Origin of the sequence: Streptomyces sp. NPDC056160 (genome assembly GCF_042268205.1) — a bacterium.
Taxonomy (GTDB): domain Bacteria; phylum Actinomycetota; class Actinomycetes; order Streptomycetales; family Streptomycetaceae; genus Streptomyces.
The window spans coordinates 57889-82151 of the sequence record NZ_JBHJUW010000012.1 but is presented as its reverse complement, the minus strand read 5'-3'; the positions used below and the strand labels follow the sequence as shown (position 1 = coordinate 82151).

General features: G+C 71.9%; 18 protein-coding genes and 2 riboswitches. Of the genes, 6 read left to right on the top strand and 12 right to left on the bottom strand.

Annotation, left to right across the window (positions count from 1 at the left end):
- Positions 1 to 73 precede the first annotated feature (73 nt).
- Positions 74 to 6196, top strand: coding sequence for an RHS repeat domain-containing protein (locus ACFC02_RS06935; RefSeq protein ID WP_376353272.1), 6123 nt, complete (start codon positions 74 to 76; stop codon positions 6194 to 6196).
- An 886-nt stretch (positions 6197 to 7082) separates the two neighbouring features.
- Here ACFC02_RS06935 and ACFC02_RS06930 read toward each other — a convergent pair.
- Positions 7083 to 7793 carry a YoaK family protein gene (locus tag ACFC02_RS06930; RefSeq protein WP_376353270.1) on the bottom strand — a complete coding sequence of 237 codons (711 nt, stop codon included), beginning with the start codon at positions 7791 to 7793 and terminating at the stop codon, positions 7083 to 7085.
- A gap of 104 nt (positions 7794 to 7897) precedes the next feature.
- Here ACFC02_RS06930 and ACFC02_RS06925 point away from each other — a divergent pair, with 104 nt between their 5' ends.
- Positions 7898 to 9190, top strand: coding sequence for an alpha/beta hydrolase (locus ACFC02_RS06925; RefSeq protein ID WP_376353267.1), 1293 nt, complete (start codon positions 7898 to 7900; stop codon positions 9188 to 9190).
- A 135-nt stretch (positions 9191 to 9325) separates the two neighbouring features.
- Here ACFC02_RS06925 and ACFC02_RS06920 read toward each other — a convergent pair whose 3' ends face one another.
- From ACFC02_RS06920 to ACFC02_RS06885, 8 genes are all read right to left on the bottom strand, one after another.
- On the bottom strand, positions 9326 to 9742 hold the full coding sequence (locus ACFC02_RS06920) for a transglycosylase SLT domain-containing protein (protein ID WP_376353265.1): 417 nt from the start codon (positions 9740 to 9742) through the stop codon (positions 9326 to 9328).
- 287 nt (positions 9743 to 10029) lie between these two features.
- Positions 10030 to 10977 (bottom strand): ECF transporter S component, encoded by a 948-nt coding sequence (locus tag ACFC02_RS06915; protein WP_376353263.1) that lies wholly within the window; start codon positions 10975 to 10977, stop codon positions 10030 to 10032.
- Positions 10974 to 12686 carry an ABC transporter ATP-binding protein gene (locus tag ACFC02_RS06910; RefSeq protein ID WP_376353260.1) on the bottom strand — a complete coding sequence of 571 codons (1713 nt, stop codon included), beginning with the start codon at positions 12684 to 12686 and terminating at the stop codon, positions 10974 to 10976. Before ACFC02_RS06910 ends, ACFC02_RS06915 begins: the two co-directional genes overlap by 4 nt.
- A complete protein-coding gene (locus ACFC02_RS06905; RefSeq protein WP_376353257.1) occupies positions 12683 to 13999 on the bottom strand; it encodes an energy-coupling factor transporter transmembrane protein EcfT in 1317 nt (438 codons plus the stop codon). Before ACFC02_RS06905 ends, ACFC02_RS06910 begins: the two co-directional genes overlap by 4 nt.
- Positions 13992 to 14699 (bottom strand): SCO2322 family protein, encoded by a 708-nt coding sequence (locus tag ACFC02_RS06900; RefSeq protein ID WP_376353255.1) that lies wholly within the window; start codon positions 14697 to 14699, stop codon positions 13992 to 13994. Before ACFC02_RS06900 ends, ACFC02_RS06905 begins: the two co-directional genes overlap by 8 nt.
- Complete coding sequence (locus tag ACFC02_RS06895; protein ID WP_376353252.1) at positions 14696 to 15946, bottom strand: prenyltransferase/squalene oxidase repeat-containing protein; 1251 nt, start codon at positions 15944 to 15946, stop codon at positions 14696 to 14698. Before ACFC02_RS06895 ends, ACFC02_RS06900 begins: the two co-directional genes overlap by 4 nt.
- Positions 15947 to 16077: 131 nt before the next feature.
- Positions 16078 to 16149: riboswitch (cobalamin riboswitch) on the bottom strand.
- A 78-nt stretch (positions 16150 to 16227) separates the two neighbouring features.
- Positions 16228 to 16683, bottom strand: a complete 456-nt coding sequence (locus tag ACFC02_RS06890) for a nuclear transport factor 2 family protein (RefSeq protein WP_376353314.1) — start codon at positions 16681 to 16683, stop codon at positions 16228 to 16230.
- A 48-nt stretch (positions 16684 to 16731) separates the two neighbouring features.
- Positions 16732 to 16908: riboswitch (TPP riboswitch) on the bottom strand.
- An 89-nt stretch (positions 16909 to 16997) separates the two neighbouring features.
- Positions 16998 to 17615 (bottom strand): TetR family transcriptional regulator, encoded by a 618-nt coding sequence (locus ACFC02_RS06885; RefSeq protein ID WP_376353249.1) that lies wholly within the window; start codon positions 17613 to 17615, stop codon positions 16998 to 17000.
- Positions 17616 to 17916: 301 nt separating this feature from the next.
- Here ACFC02_RS06885 and ACFC02_RS06880 point away from each other — a divergent pair, with 301 nt between their 5' ends.
- From ACFC02_RS06880 to ACFC02_RS06870, 3 genes are read left to right on the top strand one after another with little or no spacing between them, the layout of a single operon-like run.
- Complete coding sequence (locus ACFC02_RS06880; RefSeq protein ID WP_376353246.1) at positions 17917 to 19344, top strand: glycosyltransferase family 4 protein; 1428 nt, start codon at positions 17917 to 17919, stop codon at positions 19342 to 19344.
- Positions 19338 to 20072 (top strand): class I SAM-dependent methyltransferase, encoded by a 735-nt coding sequence (locus ACFC02_RS06875; RefSeq protein ID WP_376353243.1) that lies wholly within the window; start codon positions 19338 to 19340, stop codon positions 20070 to 20072. The genes ACFC02_RS06880 and ACFC02_RS06875 overlap by 7 nt, the downstream gene beginning before the upstream one ends.
- Positions 20069 to 21139 (top strand): prenyltransferase/squalene oxidase repeat-containing protein, encoded by a 1071-nt coding sequence (locus ACFC02_RS06870; protein ID WP_376353240.1) that lies wholly within the window; start codon positions 20069 to 20071, stop codon positions 21137 to 21139. Before ACFC02_RS06875 ends, ACFC02_RS06870 begins: the two co-directional genes overlap by 4 nt.
- A gap of 82 nt (positions 21140 to 21221) precedes the next feature.
- On the opposite strand, the gene ACFC02_RS06865 is transcribed toward ACFC02_RS06870, so the two are convergent.
- Positions 21222 to 21515, bottom strand: coding sequence for a hypothetical protein (locus ACFC02_RS06865; protein WP_360968659.1), 294 nt, complete (start codon positions 21513 to 21515; stop codon positions 21222 to 21224).
- A gap of 152 nt (positions 21516 to 21667) precedes the next feature.
- Between ACFC02_RS06865 and ACFC02_RS06860 the strand changes: the two genes are divergently transcribed.
- Entirely contained in the window at positions 21668 to 22249 is a 582-nt protein-coding gene (locus ACFC02_RS06860) for a hypothetical protein (RefSeq protein WP_376353237.1), read from the top strand.
- Positions 22250 to 22348: 99 nt separating this feature from the next.
- On the opposite strand, the gene ACFC02_RS06855 is transcribed toward ACFC02_RS06860, so the two are convergent.
- Complete coding sequence (locus ACFC02_RS06855; protein WP_376353234.1) at positions 22349 to 23137, bottom strand: hypothetical protein; 789 nt, start codon at positions 23135 to 23137, stop codon at positions 22349 to 22351.
- A gap of 155 nt (positions 23138 to 23292) precedes the next feature.
- Positions 23293 to 24255 (bottom strand): N-acetylmuramoyl-L-alanine amidase, encoded by a 963-nt coding sequence (locus ACFC02_RS06850; RefSeq protein ID WP_376353231.1) that lies wholly within the window; start codon positions 24253 to 24255, stop codon positions 23293 to 23295.
- Between the last annotated feature and the right edge of the window lie 8 nt (positions 24256 to 24263).

Here is a 24263-nt window from a genome sequence, read left to right as displayed (position 1 = left end):
CCCCTCCCGCACCGTCTCGGGCAGCAGCAAAGCGGCCCGGACCGCTGGCGGCGCAGCACCGAATGGTCTGCATGTGACGGTCGCCGACCGTAAGGACGCCCAACGAGTCGGTGTCGAGGGCCTGTTGCTGTCGCTTCGGCCCACCGATGCCTCCGCCGCGACGAGGGCGGCCGACGTCCAGGTGGACTACACGGGCATCACCGCCGCATACGGCGCGGACTGGGCCTCACGTCTGCATCTCGTACAGCTTCCCGCCTGCGCGCTGACTACGCCCAAGGTCGCGAAGTGCCGCCAGGGCGTACCGCTGGCGACGGACAACGACGCGAAGTCTCACACCCTGACCGCGACCGTCGCTCTTCCCCCCGCCCAGAAGGCATCCGGCTCGTCCTCCCTCGCAGCCGGTCAGGCCTCCGCGCAGAGCACGGTGGTGCTCGCCGCCGAGGCCGGCGCGACCGGTGAGGAAGGGTCGTTCAAGGCGACCTCGCTGACCGCGTCCGGATCGTGGTCGGCGGGCGGGAACTCCGGCGGGTTCGGCTGGAACATCCCCTTCACTGTGCCGTCTGTGCCGGGCGGTCTGCAGCCGAAGGTCGGGCTTTCCTACAACTCCTCGGCAGTGGACGGTCGGACCTCCTCCACCAACAACCAGACCTCATGGATCGGCGAGGGATGGGAGTACTCGCCCGGATACATCGAGCGGTCCTACGCCCCGTGCGAGAACGACAAGAAGGGCGGCAACAACACCGAGAAGGTCGGTGACCTGTGCTGGAAGTCCCAGAACGCGACCATGTCCCTGAACGGCAGATCCACACCTCTGGTGTGGGACGCCGACAAGAACGTGTGGAAGCCGGCTGACGACGACGGCTCCCGCGTCGAACTGATCAAGGGCACCGCCCCGAACGATGTGAACGGCGACCGGGACTTCGAGTACTGGAAGCTCACCACGGTCGACGGCACCCAGTACTGGTTCGGGAAGAACCGCCTGCCCGGCTGGAGCAGCGGCAAGAGCGAGACGAACTCCGTCTTCACCGTCCCGGTCTACGGCAACCACAGCGGTGAACCCGGCCACGGTTCGGACTTCGCGTCCTCGGTGCAGGTCCAGGGCTGGCGCTGGAACCTCGACTACGTCGTGGACCCGCACAACGACGCCATGGCCCTTTACTACGCCAAGGAGGCCGGCTACTACGCGCAGAACAACAAGATCGACGATCCGGTCGCCTACACCCGCGGCGGCTACCTGACCCGTATCGACTACGGACTGCGCGCAGGCGAGGCCCTCACCACCGCCAACCCGGCCGGCCAGGTGAAGTTCGATGTGGCGGACCGGTGCCTTTCCGACTGCACCTTCGACAAGGACCACGCCACCAACTGGCCGGACGTTCCGGTCGATCTGGACTGCAAGGCCGGCAAGCAGTGTCTGGAGGCCGCTCCGACGTTCTGGTCGCGTAAGCGGCTGAAAGCGGTCCACACCCTCGCTCTGCAGGGCAGCACGATGCAGCCCGTCGACACCTGGACCCTCACCCAGTCCTACCCGGGCACCGGCGACGTCTCCACCCCCACTCTCTGGCTGGACTCGGTCCAGCACACCGCTGAAGCAGGTGCCCTGGCCGACCTGTCCACACCGGCCATCACCTTCGGCCGCACACTGATGGCCAACCGGGTCGACTCCTCCGAGGGACGGCCGCCGCTGAACAAGTACCGCATCAACCGCATCACCAATGAGACCGGCGCCGACACGCTGGTCACCTACAGCCCCACCGAGTGCACCACGAGCAAGCTGCCCACCCCGGACAAGAACACCAAGCGCTGCTACCCGTCCTGGTGGACACCGGACGGCGCTGTCGACCCGGTCAAGGACTGGTTCCACAAGTACGTGGTCACCCAGGTGATCGAGGACGACACCACCGCGGGCTCCGGGTCGCCCTCGAAGACCACGACCTACGAGTACGCCGACGGCCCCAACTGGCGGCGCGACGAGAACGAGTTCACGCTCGACAAGCACCGCAGCTGGAGCGACTTCCGCGGATACGGCACCGTCCGCACCCTGACGGGCACGACCAACCGCATCAAGACCGAGACCAGCTACTTCCTCGGCATGGCGGGCGACACCCTCGCCGACGGCAGCGCCAGAAACGTGCCCAAGGTCAACGGGATCACCGACCGCAACGACTTCGCGGGCCGGACGGCCGAGACCCGTACCTACGACAAGGACGGCACCGACGGCAAGGTCGTCGCCAAGACCACCTACGTCCCCTGGGAATCCGACGCCACCGCCACGCAGCACATCACCGGGATCACCGACCCCGACAAACCGGGAACCGCGGGCCCCGACCTGCCCGACGCCGTCGCCCACCTCTCCGGCACGGTCACCGAGAAGGCCTCCACGCTCCTCGACGACGGCACGACGTGGCGCACCCTGACCACCACCCGCACCTACGACCCGGTCTACGGTCTGGTCACCTCCCAGGGCGACGACGGCGACGGCGACCACGGCGTCCAACCGGTGTGCACCCGCACCACCTACGTCACCCCCGACAAGACCAACTGGCTGATCGCCTACCCCAGCGAAACAGTGACGGTCACCTACTCGCGCTGCGACGGCGGGATTCTCAACACCGCGATCACCGGCTCCTCCCGCACCTCCTACGACGGCCAGGCACCCGGAACCGCGCCCAAGGCCGGTCTGGTGAACGTCACCAAGACCGAACAGGCGTCGAAGCTCAACGCCGACGGCTCGCTGCTCTGGGAGACGACCAGCCAGGCCTCCTACGACCAGTACGGCCGTGTGACCACGAGCAAGGGCCAGGACGAACAGCCGGTCACCACCGCCTACACGCCGGCCACCGGCGCGCAGCCCACCACCGTCACCGTCACCAACGTCAAGAAGCAGGCATCCACCACCACCTTCGACGGACTGCGCGGCCTGACCCTCACCACCACGGACGCGAACGGGCGCACGGCGACCAGCCAGTACGACAGCCTGGGCCGGCTGACCAACGCATGGAGCGCGGGCCGGGCCACCACCGACGACCCCAACGCCACCTTCACCTACGCCATCTCCGCGACCGCGCCGTCGGCCGTGACGAGCAAGCAGCGCCGGGAAGACGGCACCTGGGGCACCTCCGTCACCCTCTACGACTCCCTGCTGCGCGAACGCCAGACCCAGACTGACGCAGTGGGCGTGACCGGCCGTACCGTCACCGACACCTTCTACGACACCCACGGCCGCGCCTTCCAGACCGACGCGCCGTTCTACAACGACCAGCCGGTCTCCACGAAGCTGCTCAGCGTCACGCCCAACCAGATACCCGCCTCGGCGGTCACCGAGTACGACGGCCGGGGCCGCCCCACCGCCGCGGTGACCCTCTCCCTGAACGTGGAGAAGTGGCGCACCACCACCACCTACGGCGACACCTGGACGGCCACACTGCCCCCGGAGGGCGGCACGGCTGAACTCGCCGTCAACGACATCCGCGGCCGCACGACCGAACGACGCGAGTACAAGGACCGGACCCCGGCCATCGGCGCGTCCGCCGACCACTACGAAGCAACCCACTACACCTACGACGCGGTCGGCAACCTCACCAAGGTCACCGACGCGTCCGGCCGCAACAGATGGACCTACACCTACGACCTTCGCGGACGCCAGATCGCCTCCAGCGACCCCGACAAGGGAGCCGGCACCACCGTCTACGGCGACGACGGCCGCGTCGCGACCGTCACCGACGCCCGCCACACCACCCTGGCCACCACGTACGACGAACTCGGCCGCAAGACGAGCCTGCGCCTCGGTTCCACCACCGGCACCAAGCTCGCCGAGTGGACCTACGACAACGTCACCGGCGGCAAGGGGCTACCGGCCACCTCCGTCCGCTACGACACGTCCGTCAGCCCTGCCGCCGCCTACAAGACGGAAGTCACGGGCTACGACGCCGCAGGCAAGCCGACCGGCACCAAGGTGACGGTGCCCTCGGTGGCCGGGGAGGAGAAGCTCGCCGGCACCTACACCGTCGCCACCACCGCCACCCCCGTCAACGGCCTGCCCGCGACCACCGCATACAGCACCACCAACACCAACGCCACTACCGCCCTGCCCGCGGAAACGGTCACCGACCACTACGTGCAGGACCAGCTCTCCATCGTCGACAGCACCCTGAACCAGGCATACCTGCGCGGCGCTGCGTACACCCCGTTCGGCCAGCTCGCCCAGGCCCAGCTCGGCAACCTCGGCACCCTCGTCACCCAGACCCTCGGCTACGACCTCGTCACCCAGCGCCTGTCCACCTCGATCACCGACCGCCAGGCCGCGGGCCCGAAGACTCTGTCGAACATCAAGTACTCCTACGACACTGTCGGAAACCTCACCCGGGTCCGCGACGACCAGAGCGACGGCACCGTAGTCGACGACCAGTGCTTCGCCTACGACTGGGCGCGCCGCCTCAGCGAGGCCTGGACCACGGGCGACGGCTGCACCACCAAGCCCGTCAACGGCACCGGCACGCCGAAGCTGGGGACCACCGACCCTTACTGGACCAGCTGGACCTTCACCGACAGCGGGGACCGGGCCGCCGAGACCCAGCACAAGGCCGGTCCCGTCACCGCCGACACCACCCGCGCCTACAGCTACCCCACCACCGTCGGTGCCGCCCAGCCGCACGCCGTACGGACCGTCACCGCCACCGGAGGGGCAACCGGGGCGGATGCCTACCAGTACGACACGACCGGCAACCTGACCAAGAAGACCCCCGCCGGCGGCCCGACCCAGGACCTCACCTGGAACGAGGAAGGCAGACTCGCCACCTCCACCGTCTCCGGCGCCACCACCACATTCCTCTACGACGCCGACGGCACCCGCCTCCTCAAGCGGGAGCCCACCGCCACCACCCTCTACCTGCCCGGCGGACAGGAACTCGTCCTCACCAAATCCACCGACGCCCTGGCCGGCACCCGCTACTACACCGTCCCCGGCGGCTCAGCCGTCCGCACCAGCAGCGACGGACGAGTCCGGCTCCTCATCGCCGACCCCCACGGCACCAACACCCTGTCCATCTCCGCCACCACCCTCGCCACCAACCGCCGCAAGACCCTCCCCTACGGAGCGCCCCGCGGCACCGCCCCCACCTTCTGGCCCGGCCAGAAGGGCTTCATCAACGGCGACACCGACCCCACTACCGGCCTCACCCACATCGGCGCCCGCGACTACGACCCCGCCACAGGCCGCTTCATCAGCGTCGACCCCCTCCTCGAACTCGACAAACCCCAGACCATCGGCGGCTACGCCTACAGCGCCCACAACCCCACCACTTACAGCGACCCCACGGGTGAGGGCCTCGACAACGGCTGGGGCAAGAACGGAACGCCCGACTGGATCATCAAGGACGACGGAACCACCCAGGCAGGCCCCTGGGCCTACGACCCCGGCAATGACGGAAACAGCGGAAACAGCGGAAACAGCGGCACCAACGGGGGTGGCGGTAACGGCGGCGGTGGAGGAGGCGGTGGTGGCGGAACGCCTGACGGTAATGTGGTCGTCTTTGCCGAGGTGCCTGTCCCCCAGCACTACGTGTGGGAAGTAAATGGGGTATGCGTCTGGGCGGCGGCTAGCAGTTGCGAAACTGCCCATAGTCAACCAGTCGCACAAGAGGATATGGACGAAGTGCCGTGCCCCTCTGGGGAGTCTAAATGGGTCTGTGAGGCCCGTAACGACCTGTATAAATTCGGCTTGATGACGGGCATGACTGGCGGATCGCTAGGATTCTTTGGCTTGCGTGCAGGGGCGCGCTGGAATCAAGGAGTCGGTCTTCCGGAGGGGGTTAGCAGGACGCAATTCTCGGAAATCGGAAATGTATTTCGCAAGGGGCTCGAACTCGATGCCAACGTAGTTGTGCAGGGAAGTCGAGTGACAGGTAATGTGACGGGAGCATCGGATCTTGACATCGCTGTACGCGTGACACCGGATACGTTTGATGCCATGGTGGCCAGGCGGTGGGCTGGTGTAAACCCGGGGTCATCCCGGGAAAAAACAATGAAGCGGGCGGTTGAGACGGGTAAGATCACGGCTGGTGACTCGATACCGAGGCTCAGCGGACTACGTACCCAGGTCCAGCAGATTCTGGGTGATGAAGTGGATCATGTCGACGTGTCGATCATTAAGATGGGAGGACCCTTTGATCAAGGTCCCTTCATTGGAATCAAGTGATGAAATATCCGACTTGGATTGTTCCGTATATGTGGATTCCGCGAACCGTGAACTAATCCTGAAGTTCGTCGCGCGGAGTCTGGGGTTGGAATTCGATGAATCTGGTTCACTCGAATCCGGTACGCTGAGAGTTTACGTAGCTCACAACGATTATGAATCTGATTCGCCTGATAGGTCAGATTTCGTTTCGTGGTCCTCGGTGGCGGAGTTTGAGTATGTACCTGGAGGGGATGGAGAGGTGTACATAAATGCCCTCGGTGAGTGTCTGATAGCCTTGTGGAACGCGGGATTTCGGGCCATCGCAGCTTGCGCCTTCGAAGATCGCTTGCCGCATGGCGGGGGAGCGGATTTCCTGCCCTGAAAAACGGCTACAATACGACACAACCGTGAAGCCTCTGGTCACCACTATCCTCTGCGGATGCTGGATGCGGGGTCGTTCCCGTGGTCCACGCGGGGGCAGCGTTCAGAGGGTGCAGCCCCCAGTGCCGATGTCTTTGACGAGACCTCACTCCCGCCCCGACGTCACCGCCGCCAGCACTCCCGCCCCCACCGCCGCGATCAGCAGCGGCGTGCCCAGGTCGCGGTGGACGACCCGCCACGCGCCGAGAACCGCAACCGCCGGCATCGCGAGGACGGATGCCGAGGAGACGCGGGAGGGATCATCAGGTGAGCGATGATCGCAGTCCGGTTCACTTTCGTCAGTGGACTATGGTGGAGCTCGCTTGGGAGTGTTCACCCGCAGCCGGTGGCCTTCGCCCGGCCAACAGCGCGACCAACCGCACCAGACGTCCACCCGGGGAGATGGCGAGTTCGGCCACGAACTCGCCCAACCCGGGGAAGCAGTCGTAAAACACGCCCTTGCGCCGCGTGGGCCCCTCTGTAGACGTCAGGGGCCCCGTTCCTGCCCCGAAGTAACCACCGCCAACACCCCCGCCGCCACCCCCGCGATCAGCAGCGGTGTGCCCAGGTCGCGGTGGACGACCAGCCAGGCGCCGAGGACCGCGCCCGCCAGCATCGCGAACACGGATGCCGTGCGGCGGGGGGAGCGGTGGCCGGAGCCGCCGCCCGCGCGGGAGTCGGAGGCGAGGCCCGTCAGGGTCATCGTGAGGACCGTCGTCGTCAGGTCGGCCACGCCCAGCTTGCGGACGGTGGCGTTGCGCAGGCCCATCGCGAAGGCGGTCAGGGCGATGAGCGCGTACGTCGTGGTGGTGGCGTCCGGCACGGTGAACGCCACCACCGCCGAGGCTCCGACCAGAAGCGCCTCCGCGGTCAGCGTGACCCGTGCCCAGGTGCGGCGCGAGCCGCCGCCGTAGCGGACCGCGACCCGGCCGCCGGTCAGCGCGCCCACCAGGAAGCACACCAGTGAGGTGAGGGTGTGCGGCACCGAGAAGCCCGGGGCGCCGGCGGCGGCGAAGCCGAGGACGACCACGTTTCCGGTCATGTTGGCCGTGAAGACGTGCCCGAGCCCGAGGTAGCTCACCGCGTCGATGATCCCGCTGACCACGGTCAGCCCCAGCAGCACCGGCACCAGGGGCAGCCCCCGCCCCTCGGGGTCGGCGTCGTCCGGCCGCGCGTCCTGTGCGCCCTCCGCTGTCATCGAACCTCCGGTCACCTGGACGGGCAGGGGTGTTCCCAAGTGCACCATGGAGGCGGGGGAGTCTCGGATGTCCGGGCGCCCCGCGTGTCCGTAGCGTCTGGGGCATGACGAAGCACATGAACAACACGCGTACAGCGCAGGGCGGTTGGCCGGTTCGGCGCGGGCTCGCCGCCTCGGCCGCGCTGCTGCTCGCCTCCCTCGCCGTCGCCCCCGCGGCGACGGCCGCCACGGCCGGCGGGGCCAGCGCCCCGTCCGTCGCCTCCGCCCACGCCGACAGCAGCGGCCGGGGCACGCTGCTGTCCGTCGTCCCGGTCGCCGCGCACAGCCGCGCCGGGGTCGTGCGGTACCTGGCCGCCCTGCCGATGGACACCGGCACCGTCCGGTACGGCGTACGGGCGTACCGGCTGACGTACCGCACCGTCGACCCCCACGGCCGCCCCACCACCGCCACCGGGCTGCTCACGCTCCCCGAGGGCGGCGGGCGGCGGCTGAGTCTGGTGTCGGACACGCACGGCACCATGGTCGACCGGGACTACGCACCGTCCGTGGCGGAGGACGGACGGGCGCAGTCGTACCTGTTCGCGTCGGCCGGGCACGCGGTCGCCGCGCCCGACTACCTGGGGCTGGGCAAGGGGCCGGGCGTCCACCCGTACATGGACACGCGCTCGGCGGTGACCGCCTCGGTGGACATGCTGCGGGCGGCCCGCACGGCGGCGTCCGGGCTCGGGCGGACCGTGACCGGGGACGTGTACGTGACCGGGTTCTCGCAGGGCGGGCAGGTCGCGATGGCGCTCGGCCGGGCACTCCAGGAGGGCGCCGACCGGCACTTCAGGCTGCGGGCGCTCGCTCCGGTCAGCGGGCCCTACGACCTGGCGGGCACGGAGACGCCGGCGCTCACCGACGGCCGGGTCAACGACATCAGCGGTGTGTTCTACATGTCGTACTTCCTCGTCGCTCAGAACCGGCTGCACCCCATCTACAAGGACCCCGCCGAGGCATTCCGCGCGCCCTACGCGGACCGGGTGGAAGCACTCTTCGACGGGCGGCACACCGAGGAGGAGGTGATCCCGCAGCTCGCGCCGAACGTGCGGGAACTGCTGACGGACCGCTTCTACGCGCAGCTCACCCACCCGAGCGGCGGACTCGCCGAGGCGCTGAAGGCCAACGACGGCACCTGCGACTGGAAGCCGGCCGTGCCGGTGCGGCTGTACGCGGGGAGCGGGGACACGGACGTCCCCATCGGCAACGCCCGCAGCTGCTCCCGCGCGCTGGCCGGGCACGGGGTGACGGCCCCGGTCATGGACCAGGGGCAGGTCGACCACGGCGGTTCGGCGTACGCGTCGCTGCCGAAGATCGCGCGGTGGTTCGGCGCGCTGGAGGACGGCCGCACGAGGTAGACCGCGGGGCAGGCACCGCGCGTGCGGACATGGTGAAGGCGGCGGCCCGGGGATCGGGGCCGCCGCCTTCACGACTGCCGTGCGGTGGCCTCCGCCGGGTGGATCGCACCCGGGGGCTCACACCGCGCGGTCGGCTCAGTACCAGCCGTTGGCCTGCCAGAAGTTCCAGGCGGCGGCCGGGCTGCCGTAGCGGGAGTTCATGTAGTTGAGACCCCACTTGATCTGGGTCTTGGGGTTGGTCTTCCAGTCGGCGCCGGCCGAGGACATCTTCGAGGCCGGCAGCGCCTGGACCAGACCGTAGGCGCCGGAGGAGGCGTTGGTCGCGTGCGGGTTCCAGCCGCTCTCGTGCTCGACGATGTGGCTGAAGGCGTTGAACTGGGCGTCGTCCGGGATCATCTGGTGCGCGATCGACTTCGCGTCGCCGCCCGAGCCCGTGGTGGCCGCGTGCGCGGGGGCGGCGGTGAGGGCCATGCCGACGGTGGCGGCGGCCACGGCGGCGGTGGAGAGGGCCTTCTTCGGAGTGGCGATGCGGCTGATGAAGGAGACGGACACGGAGAACCTCTTGCGTCGGGGACAGGGGGGCGCCGGCAACCGGAGCCCGCGGAAGCGGGGGAGGAGCTGCCTGGTGCCGCGACCCCGGGGGACCGTCGGCTCCTGGCGACGTCGTCCAGAGAAGCAGGCGCGAAATCCGTCCGCAAGCACCCCTTTTACTAGTGGTCGTCGCATCCTGGGTGATCCGTCCGCATGTGAGCGGGGTCTCAATGCCCAGGTGGACGCGCGTAGAGCCGCGTGCATGACAGCGAGGCGGGTCTACGGTCCGGCATCGTAGGTGAGCCACGTCATGTGGGACGCCTCACCGGGGCCGTCACCGAGGGGTCGGCGGGGCTCACCGGCGGTTCACCGCCGGAGCCGGCCCGCGGGGCGTCGAAGGTGACCGGCGTCTCGAAGGCGGCCCGGCGGGTGGCCCGGCGCAGCGCCCGCAGCACCGCAGGGCCCACCACGAGGGTCAGGACGACCGTGACGACGGCCCGGCCCAGGTCCCAGCCGAGCGAGGTGGCCAGGCAGTACGCGACGAACCGGGCCAGGTTGGCGCCGACCGCCGCGTGCGGGTCGAAGGCGATGGAGGAGGCGAGGGTGCCCATGAAGGGCCAGCCCGCGAGGTTCATGACCGTGCCGTAGGCGAACGCGGCGAGGAACCCGTACAGCGCCAGCATCAGCAGTTCCGTACGGCCGCGCAGCCGGTCCGGGCCCGGCAGCAGACCCGCGCCCATGGTGAACCAGCCCATCGCCAGCATCTGGAACGGCATCCACGGTCCCACCCCGCCGGTGAGCAGCGCGGACGCGAACATCGTCACCGAGCCGAGCACGTACCCGAAGCCCGGTCCGAGCACGCGCCCGCTCAGCACCATCAGGAAGAACATCGGCTCCAGGCCCGCCGTCCCGGCCCCGATCGGGCGCAGCGCCGCGCCTGTCGCCGCCAGCACGCCCAGCATGGCGACCGCCTTCGGGCCGAGACCCGACTCCGCGATGGTCGCGGCGACGACGGCGACGAGCAGCACGAGCAGACCCGCGAAGAGCCAGGGGGCGTCCTGCGCGTGCGCGCTGAGCTGGGCGGTCGGCGGGGCCAGGAAGGGCCAGGTGAACGCGGCCACGCCGACGGCGCTGACCAGGGCGAGGGCGGCCAGCGAGCGGGGGCCGAGCCGGACGGCGCGCGCCTGGCGGACCGGCCGCGCCGCGGGGGGCTGGTCGGCGGGGGCCGGTGCGGAGGGGGCGGCGGGTGCGGTCATGCCAGCGCCTCGCGGACCTGGGAGACCGTGAGCCAGCGCTGCGGGGCGAGGATCTTGGTGACCTGCGGGGCGTAGGACGGGGAGGAGACGACCACCTCGGCCATGGGGCCGTCGGCGATCACCTCGCCCTCGGCGAGCAGCACGACGCGGTGGGCGAGTTCCGCGGCCAGTTCCACGTCGTGCGTGGCCAGCACGATCGCGTGGCCCTCGGCCGCCAGGTCGCGCAGCACGGCGACCAGGCGGCCCTTCGCGCCGTAGTCCAGGCCGCGGGTCGGCTCGTCCAGGAGCAGCAGCGGCGGGCGCGCGGCCAGGACCACCGCGAGGGCGAGGGCGAGGCGCTGGCCTTCGGACAGGTCGCGCGGGTGGGTGGCGTCGGCGACGCCGGGCAGCAGCTCGCGGACCAGGGCACGGCAGGTGCCGGGCGCCGCGTGCGCGTCCCGGTCGGCCGCCTCGCACTCGGCGGCGACCGTGTCGGCGTACAGCAGGTCGCGCGGCTCCTGCGGGACCAGGCCGACCCGGCGCACCAGTTCACGCGGCGAGGCGCGGTGCGGCACCGTCCCGCCGACGCGGACCTGTCCGCCGCGCGGCTCCACCAGGCCGACCAGCGAGCCGAGCAGCGTGGACTTTCCGGCGCCGTTGCGGCCCATGAGCGCGATGGTCTCGCCGGGCGCCACGGTCAGATCGACGTGCCGCAGCGCCTGCACACCGTCGCGGCGGACGCTGAGCGAACGCACTTCGGCGACGGGGGCGCCGGGGGCGGAAGGCTCCGCCGTCGTCGTTCGATCGCGCCGCAGGAGCGTACGGAGTCCCGGTCGCCGGGTGGTCTCAGGCGTTACGGGTGGTACGGGGGTGCCGGGCGCCGTGGGCGCGAGCGGCGCCGGGGCGGGTGCGTGGCCGGTCAGGCGGTCGCGCAGGTCCGCCGCGCGGCGCCGGGCGTCCCGTACCGTCAGCGGCAGCGGCGCCCAGCCCGCCAGCCGGCCCAGCTCCACCACCGGCGGGCACACCGGCGAGACGGCCATGACGTCCGCCGGGGCGCCCAGCAGCGGGGCGGCGCCCGGCTCGGGCAGGAGGACGACCTGGTCGGCGTACTGCACGACCCGTTCCAGGCGGTGCTCGGCCATGAGGACGGTCGTGCCGAGGTCGTGCACGAGGCGCTGGAGGACGGCGAGGACCTCCTCGGCGGCGGCCGGGTCGAGGGCGGAGGTCGGCTCGTCCAGGACGAGGACCTTCGGGTGCGGGGTGAGCACCGAGCCGATCGCGACCCGCTGCTGCTGGCCGCCGGAGAGCGTGGCGATCGGACGGTCCCGCAGGGCGGCCAGGCCCAGCAGGTCCAGGGTCTCCTCCACCCGGCGCCGCATGACGGCCGGGGCGAGGCCCAGCGACTCCATGCCGTAGGCGAGTTCGTCCTCCACCGTGTCGGTGACGAAGTGGGACAGCGGGTCCTGCCCGACCGTGCCGACGACGTCGGCCAGTTCGCGCGGTTTGTGGGTGCGGGTGTCGCGGCCGGCCACGGTGACCCGGCCGCGCAGGGTGCCGCCGGTGAAGTGCGGCACGAGCCCGCTCACCGCGCCCAGCACGGTGGACTTGCCGACCCCGGACGGGCCGACGAGGAGGACGAGTTCGCCCTCGGGCACCTCGAAGTCGACGGCGCTGACGGTGGGTTCGGCAGCGCCGTCGTACGTCACGGAGACGTCCTCGAAACGGATCACGACGACTCCTTGCATGAACCCTTGCGGGAATCCCCGAGGGGGTCCTTGGGGGCGTTCTGGCGTGCGGAGGGACCCGAGGGTGCCACGAACGCGGGGACCAGGCCCAGCAGCACGGCCGCCGCGGGCCACACCGGCAGGGTGGGGGCGACAAGCGGCACCACACCCGGGTGCAGGGCCTCCGGGTCGCGGGCGGCGGCCAGCGTCAGCAGTGCAGCCACGGCCACGCCCGAGCCGGCCACCAGGCAGGAGCGGGGGTTCCAGGTGTCGGGGCGGTAGCGGGTGCGCACCGAGCGCCGGCCGCCCAGCCAGAGCCCGGCGAGCGCGGCGGCGAGCCCGGCCAGCAGCACCGGCAGCCCGTAGCTGCCGCCCTCGGCGGTGAGCAGCCCGTACGTTCCCGCGCAGACCCCGAGCAGGCCGCCCAGGGTGAGGGCGGCGGTGGTGCGGCGCACGGCGGGCACGACCTCGGCGGTGCGGCCGTAGCCGCGGGCGTCCATCGCGGCGGCGAGCGCCACCGAACGCTCCAAAGCGCCCTCCAGGACCGGCAGTCCCACGTGCAGCAGGCCGCGCACGCCCCGGTCGGGCCGGCCGCGCAGCCTGCGGGCGGCCCGCAGCCTGCGGCCGTCGGCCACCAGGTGCGGGGCGAACGTGAGCGCGACGACGACGGCCACGCCCGTCTCGTAGAGCGCACCGGGCAGGGACTTGAGCAGCCGGGCCGGTGCGGCCAGCGCGTTGGCGGCGCCCACGCAGATCAGCAGCGCGGCCAGCTTCAGGCCGTCGTAGAGGGCGAACAGCAGTCCCTCGGCCGTGACCCGGCCGCCCAGCCGGATGCCCTGCGCCCAGTGCGGCAGCGGGACTTCGGGGAGGGTGACGAGCACGTGCGTGCCGGGGATGGGCGAGCCGAGGACCACGGTGAAGAACAGCCGGACGGCCAGGACGGCGAGCGCCAGCCGCAGGAAGGCGCTGTAGGAGCGGGCCGAGGGGGTGTTCGGACGGCACGTGACCACGACGTAGCCGGAGACCGCGAGGAGCAGGGCGAGCAGGAGCGGGTTGGTGGTGCGGGTGGCGCCGGTGCCGAGGGCCAGCGCCCACAGCCACCAGGCCCCCGCGTGCACACCGGGTCCGGAGCGGTGGACGCGCGGACCGGCCAGGTGGGCGCGCGGGCCGTCCAAGTGGCCGCTGGGGCCGGCCAACTGGGCGCCCGGACCGGCCAGGTGGGCGTCCGGGCCGGGCCGGCGCGTGCGGGGGCCGGTCCGGTGGACGCGCGGACCGGACCGGCGGGCGCCCGCACCACCGGCCCCGGCCCCGTCACGCATTCCTGCGCCGCCGGGCCTGCCAGAGGGCCGCCCCGGCGAGGACGACGACCAGGGCGCCGCCCGCGATGAGGCCGACGGACGGGCCGCCGTCGCCGTTCCTGGCGGCCGTGCCGGCAGTGCCGGCCGTGTCCGGGGGCGGTTCGCTGCCCGGGGCCTTCGCGCCGCCGTCCGCCGCGACCTGCTCGCCGCAGCCCTGGCGCGGGTATCCGGAGATCGCGCACAGCAACGCGTTGGTGTCGTACCGCAGGGGCTTGGCGACGGCCGCGAGGGCCTCGGCCGTGGTGGCGTCGGAGGGCACGCGGGCGCAGGCCGTGCGCGGGGCGGGCGGGGTCTCGCCGGAGGGCGCGTCGGCCTGGGCGCCGAAGTCGAGGACCAGCGCGACGCGCTTGCTGCCGCCCCGCGCCGGGGTGCCGGAGCAGATGGCCGCGAAGTCCGCCGTCCCGCGAGGCTTGGCCGCGTCCTTCGAGTCCTGGCTCACCGCGAAGCGGAAACCCTGCACGTCACCGTCGGCGGGCCGGGCCGTGGACGGCCCCTGCGTGGCGTACGTCCAGCTGCCGCCGTCGCGGTCCCAGAAGGACCAGTAGCGGTACCCGGCCGCCTGGGCCGGGCTGACGGCCGCCGACAGCAGGACGACGGCGGCCAGGAGCAGCGCGGACAGCAGGGACGTGCCCGGCAGGGCGCTCAGGCGGCGGCGTATCACGGCTGCTGCCTCTTGGCACGGCTGCCGCGCATGCCCAGCCAGGCGACGGCACCGAGGACGACGACCAGGCAGACCCCGCCGACGATCCACCAGGCGGTGTGCGAGGAGTTGTCGCTCCGCTCCGTCGCGTCGCCGCTCGTGCTGCCCGTCGCGGCCTGCTGCGGCGCCGGGCCGGTCGCGTTCAGTGCCTTGACCAGGTCGAGGCCGCCGAAGGCGCGCGGGTCGGTGCCGGTGGCGTGGGCGGCGAAGATCAGCTGGGCGTACGCGGCCGGGCCGCTCTGGGCCGCCCAGGTCCCGGCGTTCTTCTCCAGCCACTCCAGCGGCTTGTGCGCCTGCCCGGCACCGCCCTGCGCGGCGAGCGCGACGACCGCGTCTGCGGTGTTGCCGTAGTCGGGCTGGGCGGTGGCGCCGGGGAGCGCGGAGGTGAGGTGGCCGTCCTTGGCGACGGCGTGCGCGAGGTAGGCGGCGCCGCCCGCGGCGGCCCGCGCGGGGGTGGCGGCACCGGTGTCGGTGCAGCGGGCCGCGTCGCCCGTCTTCCCCTGCGGTGTGGCGGCCAGTCCCTGACCGAGCGCGCCGACCACACCGGCGGCGGTCGCGTCCGCGTTGGCCGCGAGCTTGCCGTGCTTGTCCGGCTGGTAGGCGAACGCACCCGCGCCGTCACCCGTGCACGGCAGGGCCAGCTTCAGCAGGGCGTCGTAGGGGGACTTGCCGTCCTTGACGACGGAGGCGGGCTTCTCGCCCACGGCGGCGAGGGCGCCGACGACGACCGAGGTCGAGTTGGCGTCGCTGGGCCCGCCGGGCGTGTAGCCCCAGCCGCCGTCCTTGTTCTGCACGGACTTCAGCCAGGAGACGGCCTTGCCGGTCACGGCGTCGTGGCCGCCGAGCACGGCGAGCGCCTGGACGGCTGCGGCGGTGCTGTTGGAGTCGACGGCGGTCTTGGCGTCGCACGCCTTGGACGGGTCGGCGCGGAAGGGCGCGAACGCGCCGCTCGCGCACTGCTGCCCGGCCAGCCAGTCCACGGCCCGCGCGGCGGGCCGCACTCCCACGGTGTGCTGCGCGAGCAGCGCGAGGGACTGGCGCCAGACACCGTCGTACTTCGGGTCGGTGCTGCCGTACAGCCCCGGCGGGAGCGCGGGGGAGGCGGAGGGGGACGGGGCGGAGTCGGCGACGGCGGCCTGCGCCGGGACACCGATCACGGCGACGGCGGCGACGGCGGCCAGGGCCGCTGCGCTGCGGCGTATGTTCATGATCGGCGGAAGCCTCTCCCTGCGGGGAGCCGGACAGCACGGGACACCCCGGCGGCTCGGCTCCGTATCCCTCGACGGTGCCGTACGGCGGCGGGCTGCCGGCGTACGCGAGCCGCTCACGCGCGCGCCCGGGGCATTCCGGCTCGCCGCCACGTGGGCGGTCTACGGTTGCGGGTCAGCGCCGGATTCGCACCGGCTTCCCCCCGGACAGGCGTGAAACGACCGGGCCACTCTACCGGCCGGGCCGGGAGCGGCTGCGGGGCGGCTGCACGGGCCCGCGGCTACAGCTCGGGCGTGGGTCCGCCGAACGGCAGGCGCAGGGTCCGGGAGACCAGCAGCCAGTCACCCTCGCCGGTCCGGCGGAAGACGTCGGCGTAGTCACCGACCTGGACGGGCGGGTCGGGCGGCACCATGCCGTGGGCGGCGGCGTGGCCGTCGACGCGGTAGGTGGTGAAGTACGAGGTGGCCGTCGCCGTGTCCGCGGAGGCCACCGTGACGAGGACGTTGGACATCACGCGGCGCGAGAGCCGGCCCGCCGGGCGGGAGCCGAAGTACCTCCGCAGGGCGTCGCGCCCCTCCACCCGCCTGCCGTCCCCGGGCGGCGGCCACTGCCACACCCCGTCCGGGACGAACAGCTCGGCCACGGAGGCAGGATCGCCCAGGTCCAGGCGGTGGACGAAGTCGACGATCAGCCGTTCGCAGGCGTGTTCGGCGCGGAGGCGCTCAAGAGGGTCCATGTCCATGGGCCCTGCATAGCAGCCGCCGCATGGGCGCGGGCGCGCGAAAAACCTACGAGACGGGTTCCCTTCGCCGGTATGGTCCGGATCAGGTGATGGGGGTCGCCTTCCGGTTCTGCTGCGAACCTTCCGGCCTCTCAGCCCTACCGTCGACGTCGGCCCCAGCGGATGCCGTAGCGTCTCGCGGAAGTCGGCTACTCCGGTCGGACTCCCTCACTCGCCTCGTAGGCCCTTCCAGAATAGAACGCGCACAGCCTGACGCAATACCTGAAGCCGGAAAAATCCGACTGATCGCGCATACATCGGCATACCGGCTATTCGCGCTCGCCCCCGGTCAGGTCGATCAGCCGGCACACCGTCTCGATGTCGACCTGGACCTGCGCGATGGACGCGCGGCCCGAGAGCCAGGTGATCAGGGCCGAGAGCCAGGTGTGCTCGACGACCCGGACGACGGCGAGCTGCTCGGGGCTCGGGTCGTCCTGGCCCATCGCGTCCAGGATGATCGCCGTGGTCTGCCGGGAGACCTGGTCGACCTCGGGGCTCACGCTGCGGTCCGCGAAAGTCAGGGCGCGCACCATCGCGTCCGCCAGCTCCGGCTCGCGCTGGAGCGCGAAGAAGGCGCGCATCAGCGTCTCCGCCACCCGCTCGGCCGCGCTGTCACCGGCCGGTGGCCGCTTGCGCAGCGTGCCGTGCAGCCGCTCCAGCTGGTCCCGCATCGTGGCGACCAGCAGGTGCACCTTGGACGGGAAGTACCGGTACAGCGTGCCGAGCGCCACCTGCGAGGACTCCGCCACCTCCCGCATCTGCACCGCGTCGAAGCCGCCCCGGCAGGCCAGCTGCGCGCTCGCGCGCAGGATGCGGCGGCGGCGCGCCTCCTGCCGCTCGGTGAGCGGCGGCGCGTCCGACCGGGAGGTACTGGCTTGCGCAGGCATGGGTCGCGCTCCGTGGCAGTCGGTGGGGGCGGGGGATCGGACGGCGTGGCAGGGCTCCGGCCGTGGAGCGCCCGGCCGCGGCCGGAACAGGGAAGCGCCCGGCCAAGGCCGCAGGGAAGAGCCCGGCCGAGGCCATGGCCCGAGCCGTGGCGCGAATCACCCGCTCCCCGGCTCACAGCGCGGCTACCTGCCGGTAGATTCGAACCCTCCTGAACGATCAAGACGATCAAGTCTGAAACTTGTTCTAGATTAGCGTCCCGGCGTAATCTCGCGGGACGGTGCAGTCAGAAGGGGGCCCTAAGTGACCGCTGAGGCCAGTTGGGCCGGGTCCCCGGCGGACCCCGCCCAGGACGGCGGCCGAGCGCTCAGGATCGCGCTCCTCACCTACAAGGGGAACCCGTTCTGCGGCGGCCAGGGCGTCTACGTACGCCACCTCTCGCGCGAACTGGCCCGCCTCGGCCACCGCGTCGAGGTCATCGGCGCCCAGCCGTACCCCGTCCTCGACGAGGACGACGGCCACGCCGGCACGCTGCGCCTGACCGAACTGCCCAGCCTCGACCTCTACCGGCAGCCCGACCCCTTCCGCACCCCGAAGCGCGGCGAGTACCGCGACTGGATCGACGCGCTGGAGGTCGCCACCATGTGGACCGGCGGCTTCCCCGAGCCGCTGACCTTCTCGCTGCGCGCCCGCCGCCACCTGCGCGCCCGCCGCGGCGAGTTCGACGTCGTCCACGACAACCAGACCCTCGGCTACGGCCTCCTCGGCGACGTCGGCGCCCCCCTGGTCACCACCGTCCACCACCCCATCACCGTGGACCGACAGCTGGAGCTGGACGCCGCGACGACCCGCCAGCGGCAGTGGTCGGTGCGGCGCTGGTACGCCTTCACCCGGATGCAGAAGCGGGTCGCGCGCCGCCTGCCGTCCCTGCTCACCGTCTCCGGCACGTCCCGGCAGGAGATCGTCGACCACCTCGGCGTACGGCCCGACCGCATCCACGTCGTCCACATCGGCGCCGACACCGACCTGTTCTCACCCGACCCGTCCGTGCCGCAGGTGCCGGGCCGGATCGTGACCACCTCCAGCGCGGACGTACCGCTCAAGGGTCTCGTCTTCCTCGTGGAGGCACTGGCGAAGGTCCGCGCGGAACACCCCGGCGCGCACCTGGTCGTCGTCGGCAAGCAGCCCGCGGAGGGGCCGGTCGCCCGGGCCGTCGAGCGCTACGGCCTGAAGGACGCCGTCCAGTTCGTCAAGGGCATCTCGGACGCCGAACTGGTCGACCTGGTCCGCTCGGCCGAGGTCGCCTGCGTGCCGTCGCTCTACGAGGGCTTCTCGCTGCCGGCCGCCGAGGCGATGGCCACCGGGACACCGCTGGTCGCCACGACCGGCGGCGCCATCCCCGAGGTCGCCGGGCGGGACGGGGAGACCTGCCTGGCGGTGCCGCCGGGCGACGCGGGCGAGCTGGCCGCCGCCCTGACCCGGCTGCTGGGGGACCCCGCGCTGCGGGACCGGCTCGGCCGGGCCGGGCGCGAGCGCGTGCTGCGCCACTTCACCTGGGCCCGGGCCGCCGAGGGCACCGTGGCCCGCTACCGCGAGGCCATCGAGGGCGCCGCCCGCCCCACGCCCAGGTCCCCGTACCCCTCCGCGCCCGCCGCCGCCCACGACGCACCAGCGGCGGCGGCACCGCACGCACCAGCAGAAGACGCATACGAAAGCAGGGCCACGTGCTGACCGTCGACTTCTCCCGGTTCCCGCTCGCCCCGGGCGACCGCGTCCTGGACCTCGGCTGCGGCGCGGGCCGGCACGCGTTCGAGTGCTACCGGCGCGGCGCGCAGGTGGTGGCCCTGGACCAGAACGGCGAGGAGATCCGCGAGGTCGCCAAGTGGTTCGCGGCGATGAAGGAGGCCGGTGAGGCACCCGCCGGCGCCACCGCCACCGCCATGGAGGGCGACGCCCTCGCGCTGCCCTTCCCCGACGAGTCCTTCGACGTGGTCATCATCTCCGAGGTGATGGAGCACATCCCCGACGACAAGGGCGTCCTCGCCGAGATGGTCCGCGTCCTCAGGCCGGGCGGCCGGATCGCGATCACCGTGCCGCGCTACGGGCCCGAGAAGGTCTGCTGGTCCCTGTCCGACGCCTACCACGAGGTCGAGGGCGGCCACATCCGCATCTACAAGGCGGACGAACTGCTCGCCAGGATCCGCGAGGCGGGCCTGAAGCCGTACGGCACGCACCACGCGCACGCGCTGCACTCGCCGTACTGGTGGCTGAAGTGCGCCTTCGGCGTCGACAACGACCAGGCGCTCCCGGTCAAGGCGTACCACAAGCTGCTGGTCTGGGACATCATGAAGAAACCGCTGGCCACCCGGGTCGCCGAGCAGGCGCTGAACCCGCTGATCGGCAAGAGCTTCGTGGCGTACGCGACCAAGCCGCACCTGCCCCGGGCGGACGCCAAGTGACCACGCCCCGGACAGAACACCTGGTCCTGCCCGGGGTCCTCACCGCCGAGCAGGCCGCCGCGACCGTGGACGGCATCCTCGCCGCCCAGCGGGAGGACGGCGCCGTCCCGTGGTTCCGCGGCCACCACCTCGACCCGTGGGACCACACCGAGGCGGCGATGGCGCTGGACGCGGCGGGCGAGCACGAGGCCGCCGCACGCGCCTACGAGTGGCTGGCCCGGCACCAGTTGGGCGACGGCTCCTGGTACGCCGCCTACACCGACGGTGCCCACGACGACGTCACCGACCGCGGCCGGGAGACCAACTTCGTCGCCTACGTGGCCGTCGGTGTCTGGCACCACTACCTGTCCACCGGCGACGACACCTTCCTCGACCGCATGTGGCCCGTCGTCTACGCCGCCGTCGAGTTCGTGCTGCGCCTGCAGCAGCCCGGCGGACAGATCGGCTGGAAGCGCGAGGACGACGGGACGGGGACCACGGACGCGCTGCTGACCGGCTCCTCCTCCGTCCACCACGCGCTGTGCTGCGCCCTCGCCATCGCCGAGCAGCGCGAGGAGCCGCAGCCCGACTGGGAGCTGGCGGCCGGCGCGCTGCGGCACGCGATCCGCAGGCACCCGGAGCGGTTCCTGGACAAGGACCGCTACTCGATGGACTGGTACTACCCGGTGCTGGGCGGCGCCGTGACCGGCGTGGAGGCCAAGGCGCGCATCGAGGCGGACTGGGACCGCTTCGTCGTGCCCGGCCTCGGGGTGCGCTGCGTGGTGCCCAACCCGTGGGTGACCGGCGGCGAGTCGGCCGAACTCGCCCTCACCCTGTGGGCGGTGGGCGAGTCCGACCGCGCGCTCGACGTCCTGAAGTCCATCCAGCACCTGCGCGACGCGGAGAGCGGCCTGTACTGGACGGGCTACGTCTTCGAGGACGACGCCGTATGGCCGCGCGAGCTGACCACGTGGACCGCCGGGTCCCTGCTCCTCGCGGTCGCCGCGCTCGGCGGCCACGAGGCCACCTGCACGGTCTTCGCGCAGGAGGGCCTGCCCAGGGGGCTGGAGCCGGACTGCTGCGGCTGACGCCGGAGCCGGACCGCAGCGACGACTGACCGGGGCCGGACCGCCGCGACCGAGGACCGGCGGCCCGTCGTCCGTCCGGTCGTCAGCCCCGGTGGATGCGGTTGGCGATGGCGTGACCGACGAAGAGGTACACGACCGCGGCCAGGCCGTAGCCCGCGACCACCCGTGCCCAGGCCGCGTCGAAGGTGAACAGGTCACGGGACCAGCCGGCGAGCCAGTCGGCCGCGTGATGGACGAACCGCACCAGGTCGTTGGCCCGGTTCGCGTCCAACAGGTACATGAGGATCCACAGTCCGAGGATGACGGCCATGATGTCGGCGACCACCGCGATGACCGTACCGGCGGAGCCGGAACCCGTGCGATATCGAGGGGACATGCCCTTGCGTCTGGCCGCGCGTGCCCGGTTGAAACCCCGGCTGCCTACGGAAAGTCAGCCGCACCCCACGGAATGTGTCCTGTTTCGGTCTGTATGACGTGGTTCACACGGACCTCTGGAGTACCCGGAGCAACACCTTTCGGGAGGACACCGTGCCCGTACCGATACGGCGCCTCGCTGTGGCGCTCACCCTGTGCTGCGCCCTGCTCGCCGGCTCCACCACCGCGTGGGCCACGGGCCAGGGCGACGGGAGGCAGACCAGTCCCACGGTCGCGGTCGCCGCGGCCACGCCCAGCCCGAGCACCTCCGCCGAGCGGCAGAAGTTCGCCAAGACCCGCTTCGTGGCGAACGCGGGCCTCGCGGCCGGCGCGACCTACAAGTGGATCGTGAAACCGTACAAGGAAGGCAAGTTCAAGAAGGGCGCGAAGCACCGCAAGACGTCCCTCGCCAAGGCCGCCCTGGCCGGCGCGTTCACGTACAACCGGCTCAAGGCGGCCGAACGCAACGCCAAGGGCGACCCGACGCTGTCGAAGGCGCTCGCACCGCTCAGCGCGGCCATCGCCAACCTGAAGGACCTGCCGGCCAAGCTCCGCAAGGGCGACGGCTCGGCGGCGAACAGCTTCAACGACACCATCGGCAAGGTGAAGGACGCCGGTAAGAGCGCGGGCGCCCCGGTCAAGGACAAGGTGCCCACGCCCTCCGAGCTGAAGAGCGGCGCCCAGTCCGGCTCCTGACGGCCTTCGCCCGTCCCGAGCACGGCGACGGCCCCCCGTCCGCGAGGACGAGGGGCCGTGGAGCCGCAGAGCCGTGGCGGCCGCAGGGGCCGTCGGCTGTCAGCCGCGCTGGATGTTCGAGGTGTCCCGCAGGACACCCCGGCGGCCGTCCTGCATCTCGGTCAGCAGGCCCTGGCCGCGCTGCTCCACCGCCAAGTACCAGACACCAGGGGTCAGTTCGGCCATCGGCGTCGGCGCGCTGTCCTCCGCGAACAGCGGACGCGGCGCCGGCACGGCGAACCAGAACGGTGAGAAGGCGGGCGCCGGCTGCGCATCGCCGGCCGGGGCCGCGGCCGGAGTCGGCCCGCCCGGCTGCGGCTGACCGCCGAAGGACGCGCCGGCCTGCGGCTGACCGCCGTACGGCGACTGTGAAGCACCCGGGGCCCCGGGGTAGCCGTAACCGCCCTGCGGCTGCGCGCCGTAGGGGTGCGGGGCGACCGGCTTGGGCGCCGGGACGAGCGCGGCCTGGAGTGCGGGGACCAGCGGGGTGGCGATCGCCGCGCCCGCGAGGACGAGGGCCGCGATGAAGCCGAGGATCAGGCCCGAAGCCGCGGCGGTGGAGTCCACCAGGGTCCAGAACAGGATCCACGCCACGAGCACCGTGAAGGCCGTGCCCACCGTGCCCAGTTCGAGACCGGCCACCTTGCGCGGCTGGGGCAGGCAGCGCTGCACGACGACCAGAGCCGCACCGATCACCCCGCCCATGTAGACGCCGAGGCCCGTGCCGAGACCGTCCCAGGCGTTCTGGTTGAGGTAGGTGTCGTAGATGCGGAGGAACGACGCGATGAACAGCAACACCGCTGCTCCGATCACCACGCCGTCGCCCCGAGTGAGGGAGCGGATGTTCACTTCAGGTCCTTCAGGTCGTCTCGTCGTCGTAGAGGCGTCGCTGTCGCCAGGTCGCTGTTGTCGGGTCCTGGCGTGAAGCGCGGGGGTGGCCCCTGATCGTACGGGTGACACTATCGCCCGTACGGCGGACCTGTCCGCCGGGATGGGGACGCCGGTCACGACTGGCGCAGGAAACTCACGATTCCCTCAGACATTCCCTCCGCAGCCTTCTGCCGCCAGGCTCCGCTGGTCAGCAGCGACGCGTCCGTCCTGTCGCGCATGTTGCCGCACTCGATGAACACCTTCGGAACCGTTGACAGATTGAGACCCCCCAGGTCCTTGCGCGTGACGAGCCCGGTGCCGTCGCCCAGGTAGTTGGAGGGCGGCTCCCCGGTGGCCCGCGGGAAGGTGCCCGCGACCCGTTCGCCGAGGTCGTGGGAGGCGGCGGCGATCGGGCGGGTGTCGGCCGCGCCGTCGTGTACGGCCGCCGGGAGGATCACGTGGAAACCGCGGTTGCCGGCCGCCGACCCGTCGGCGTGGATGGAGATCGCCGCGTCGGCGTGTGCGGTGTTGCCGATCCGGGCGCGTTCGTCCACGCACGGGCCCCAGCCCGGGGAGCCGTCGTCGTGGGTCAGCTTCACCGTGGCGCCCTGCCGTTCCAGCAGGGTGCGCAGCCGGTGGGCCACGTCCAGGGTGAACCGGGCCTCGGCGTAACCGGAATCGGTGGAGGTGCCGGTGGTGTCGCACTCCTTCCAGTTGGTGCCGATGTTCACCTTGCGGTCGATCTCGGAGGTGTGCCGGAAGTTGCCGGGGTTGTGGCCCGGGTCGATGACGACGACCTTGCCCCGGAGGGAGCCCGGGGCGCCGCCGGCGGGCTTCCCGTCGTCACCGGAGGGCGCGGACGACGAAGTCGAGGAGGGGGACGACGAAGAGGACGGGGCGGCTCCGGCGGCTCGCCGCGAGCCGCCGCCCGCGTCTCCCGAGGCGCCCACCGCCTCGTACCCGAGCCAGCCCAGCAGCCCGCCGCACACCAGGGCGGCGGCGACGACGGCCGGCCAGCGCCGCGCGCGCCAGGGACGCCCGGGACGGCCGGGGTGATCGGGACGTGGGGGTTCGAAGCCGGGGCCTGCGTACGACACGACTGCGA

What these genes read in the sequence shown, in the direction of transcription:
- ACFC02_RS06890 (WP_376353314.1), bottom strand. Translation starts at nt 16,683, where the DNA reads ATGGACCCTCTTGAGCGCCTCCGCGCCGAACACGCCTGCGAACGGCTG.
- ACFC02_RS06915 (WP_376353263.1), bottom strand. Translation starts at nt 10,977, where the DNA reads ATGACCGCACCCGCCGCCCCCTCCGCACCGGCCCCCGCCGACCAGCCC.
- ACFC02_RS06865 (WP_360968659.1), bottom strand. Translation starts at nt 21,515, where the DNA reads ATGTCCCCTCGATATCGCACGGGTTCCGGCTCCGCCGGTACGGTCATC.
- ACFC02_RS06930 (WP_376353270.1), bottom strand. Translation starts at nt 7,793, where the DNA reads ATGACAGCGGAGGGCGCACAGGACGCGCGGCCGGACGACGCCGACCCC.
- ACFC02_RS06885 (WP_376353249.1), bottom strand. Translation starts at nt 17,615, where the DNA reads ATGCCTGCGCAAGCCAGTACCTCCCGGTCGGACGCGCCGCCGCTCACC.
- ACFC02_RS06895 (WP_376353252.1), bottom strand. Translation starts at nt 15,946, where the DNA reads ATGAACATACGCCGCAGCGCAGCGGCCCTGGCCGCCGTCGCCGCCGTC.
- ACFC02_RS06905 (WP_376353257.1), bottom strand. Translation starts at nt 13,999, where the DNA reads ATGCGTGACGGGGCCGGGGCCGGTGGTGCGGGCGCCCGCCGGTCCGGT.
- ACFC02_RS06925 (WP_376353267.1), top strand. Translation starts at nt 7,898, where the DNA reads ATGACGAAGCACATGAACAACACGCGTACAGCGCAGGGCGGTTGGCCG.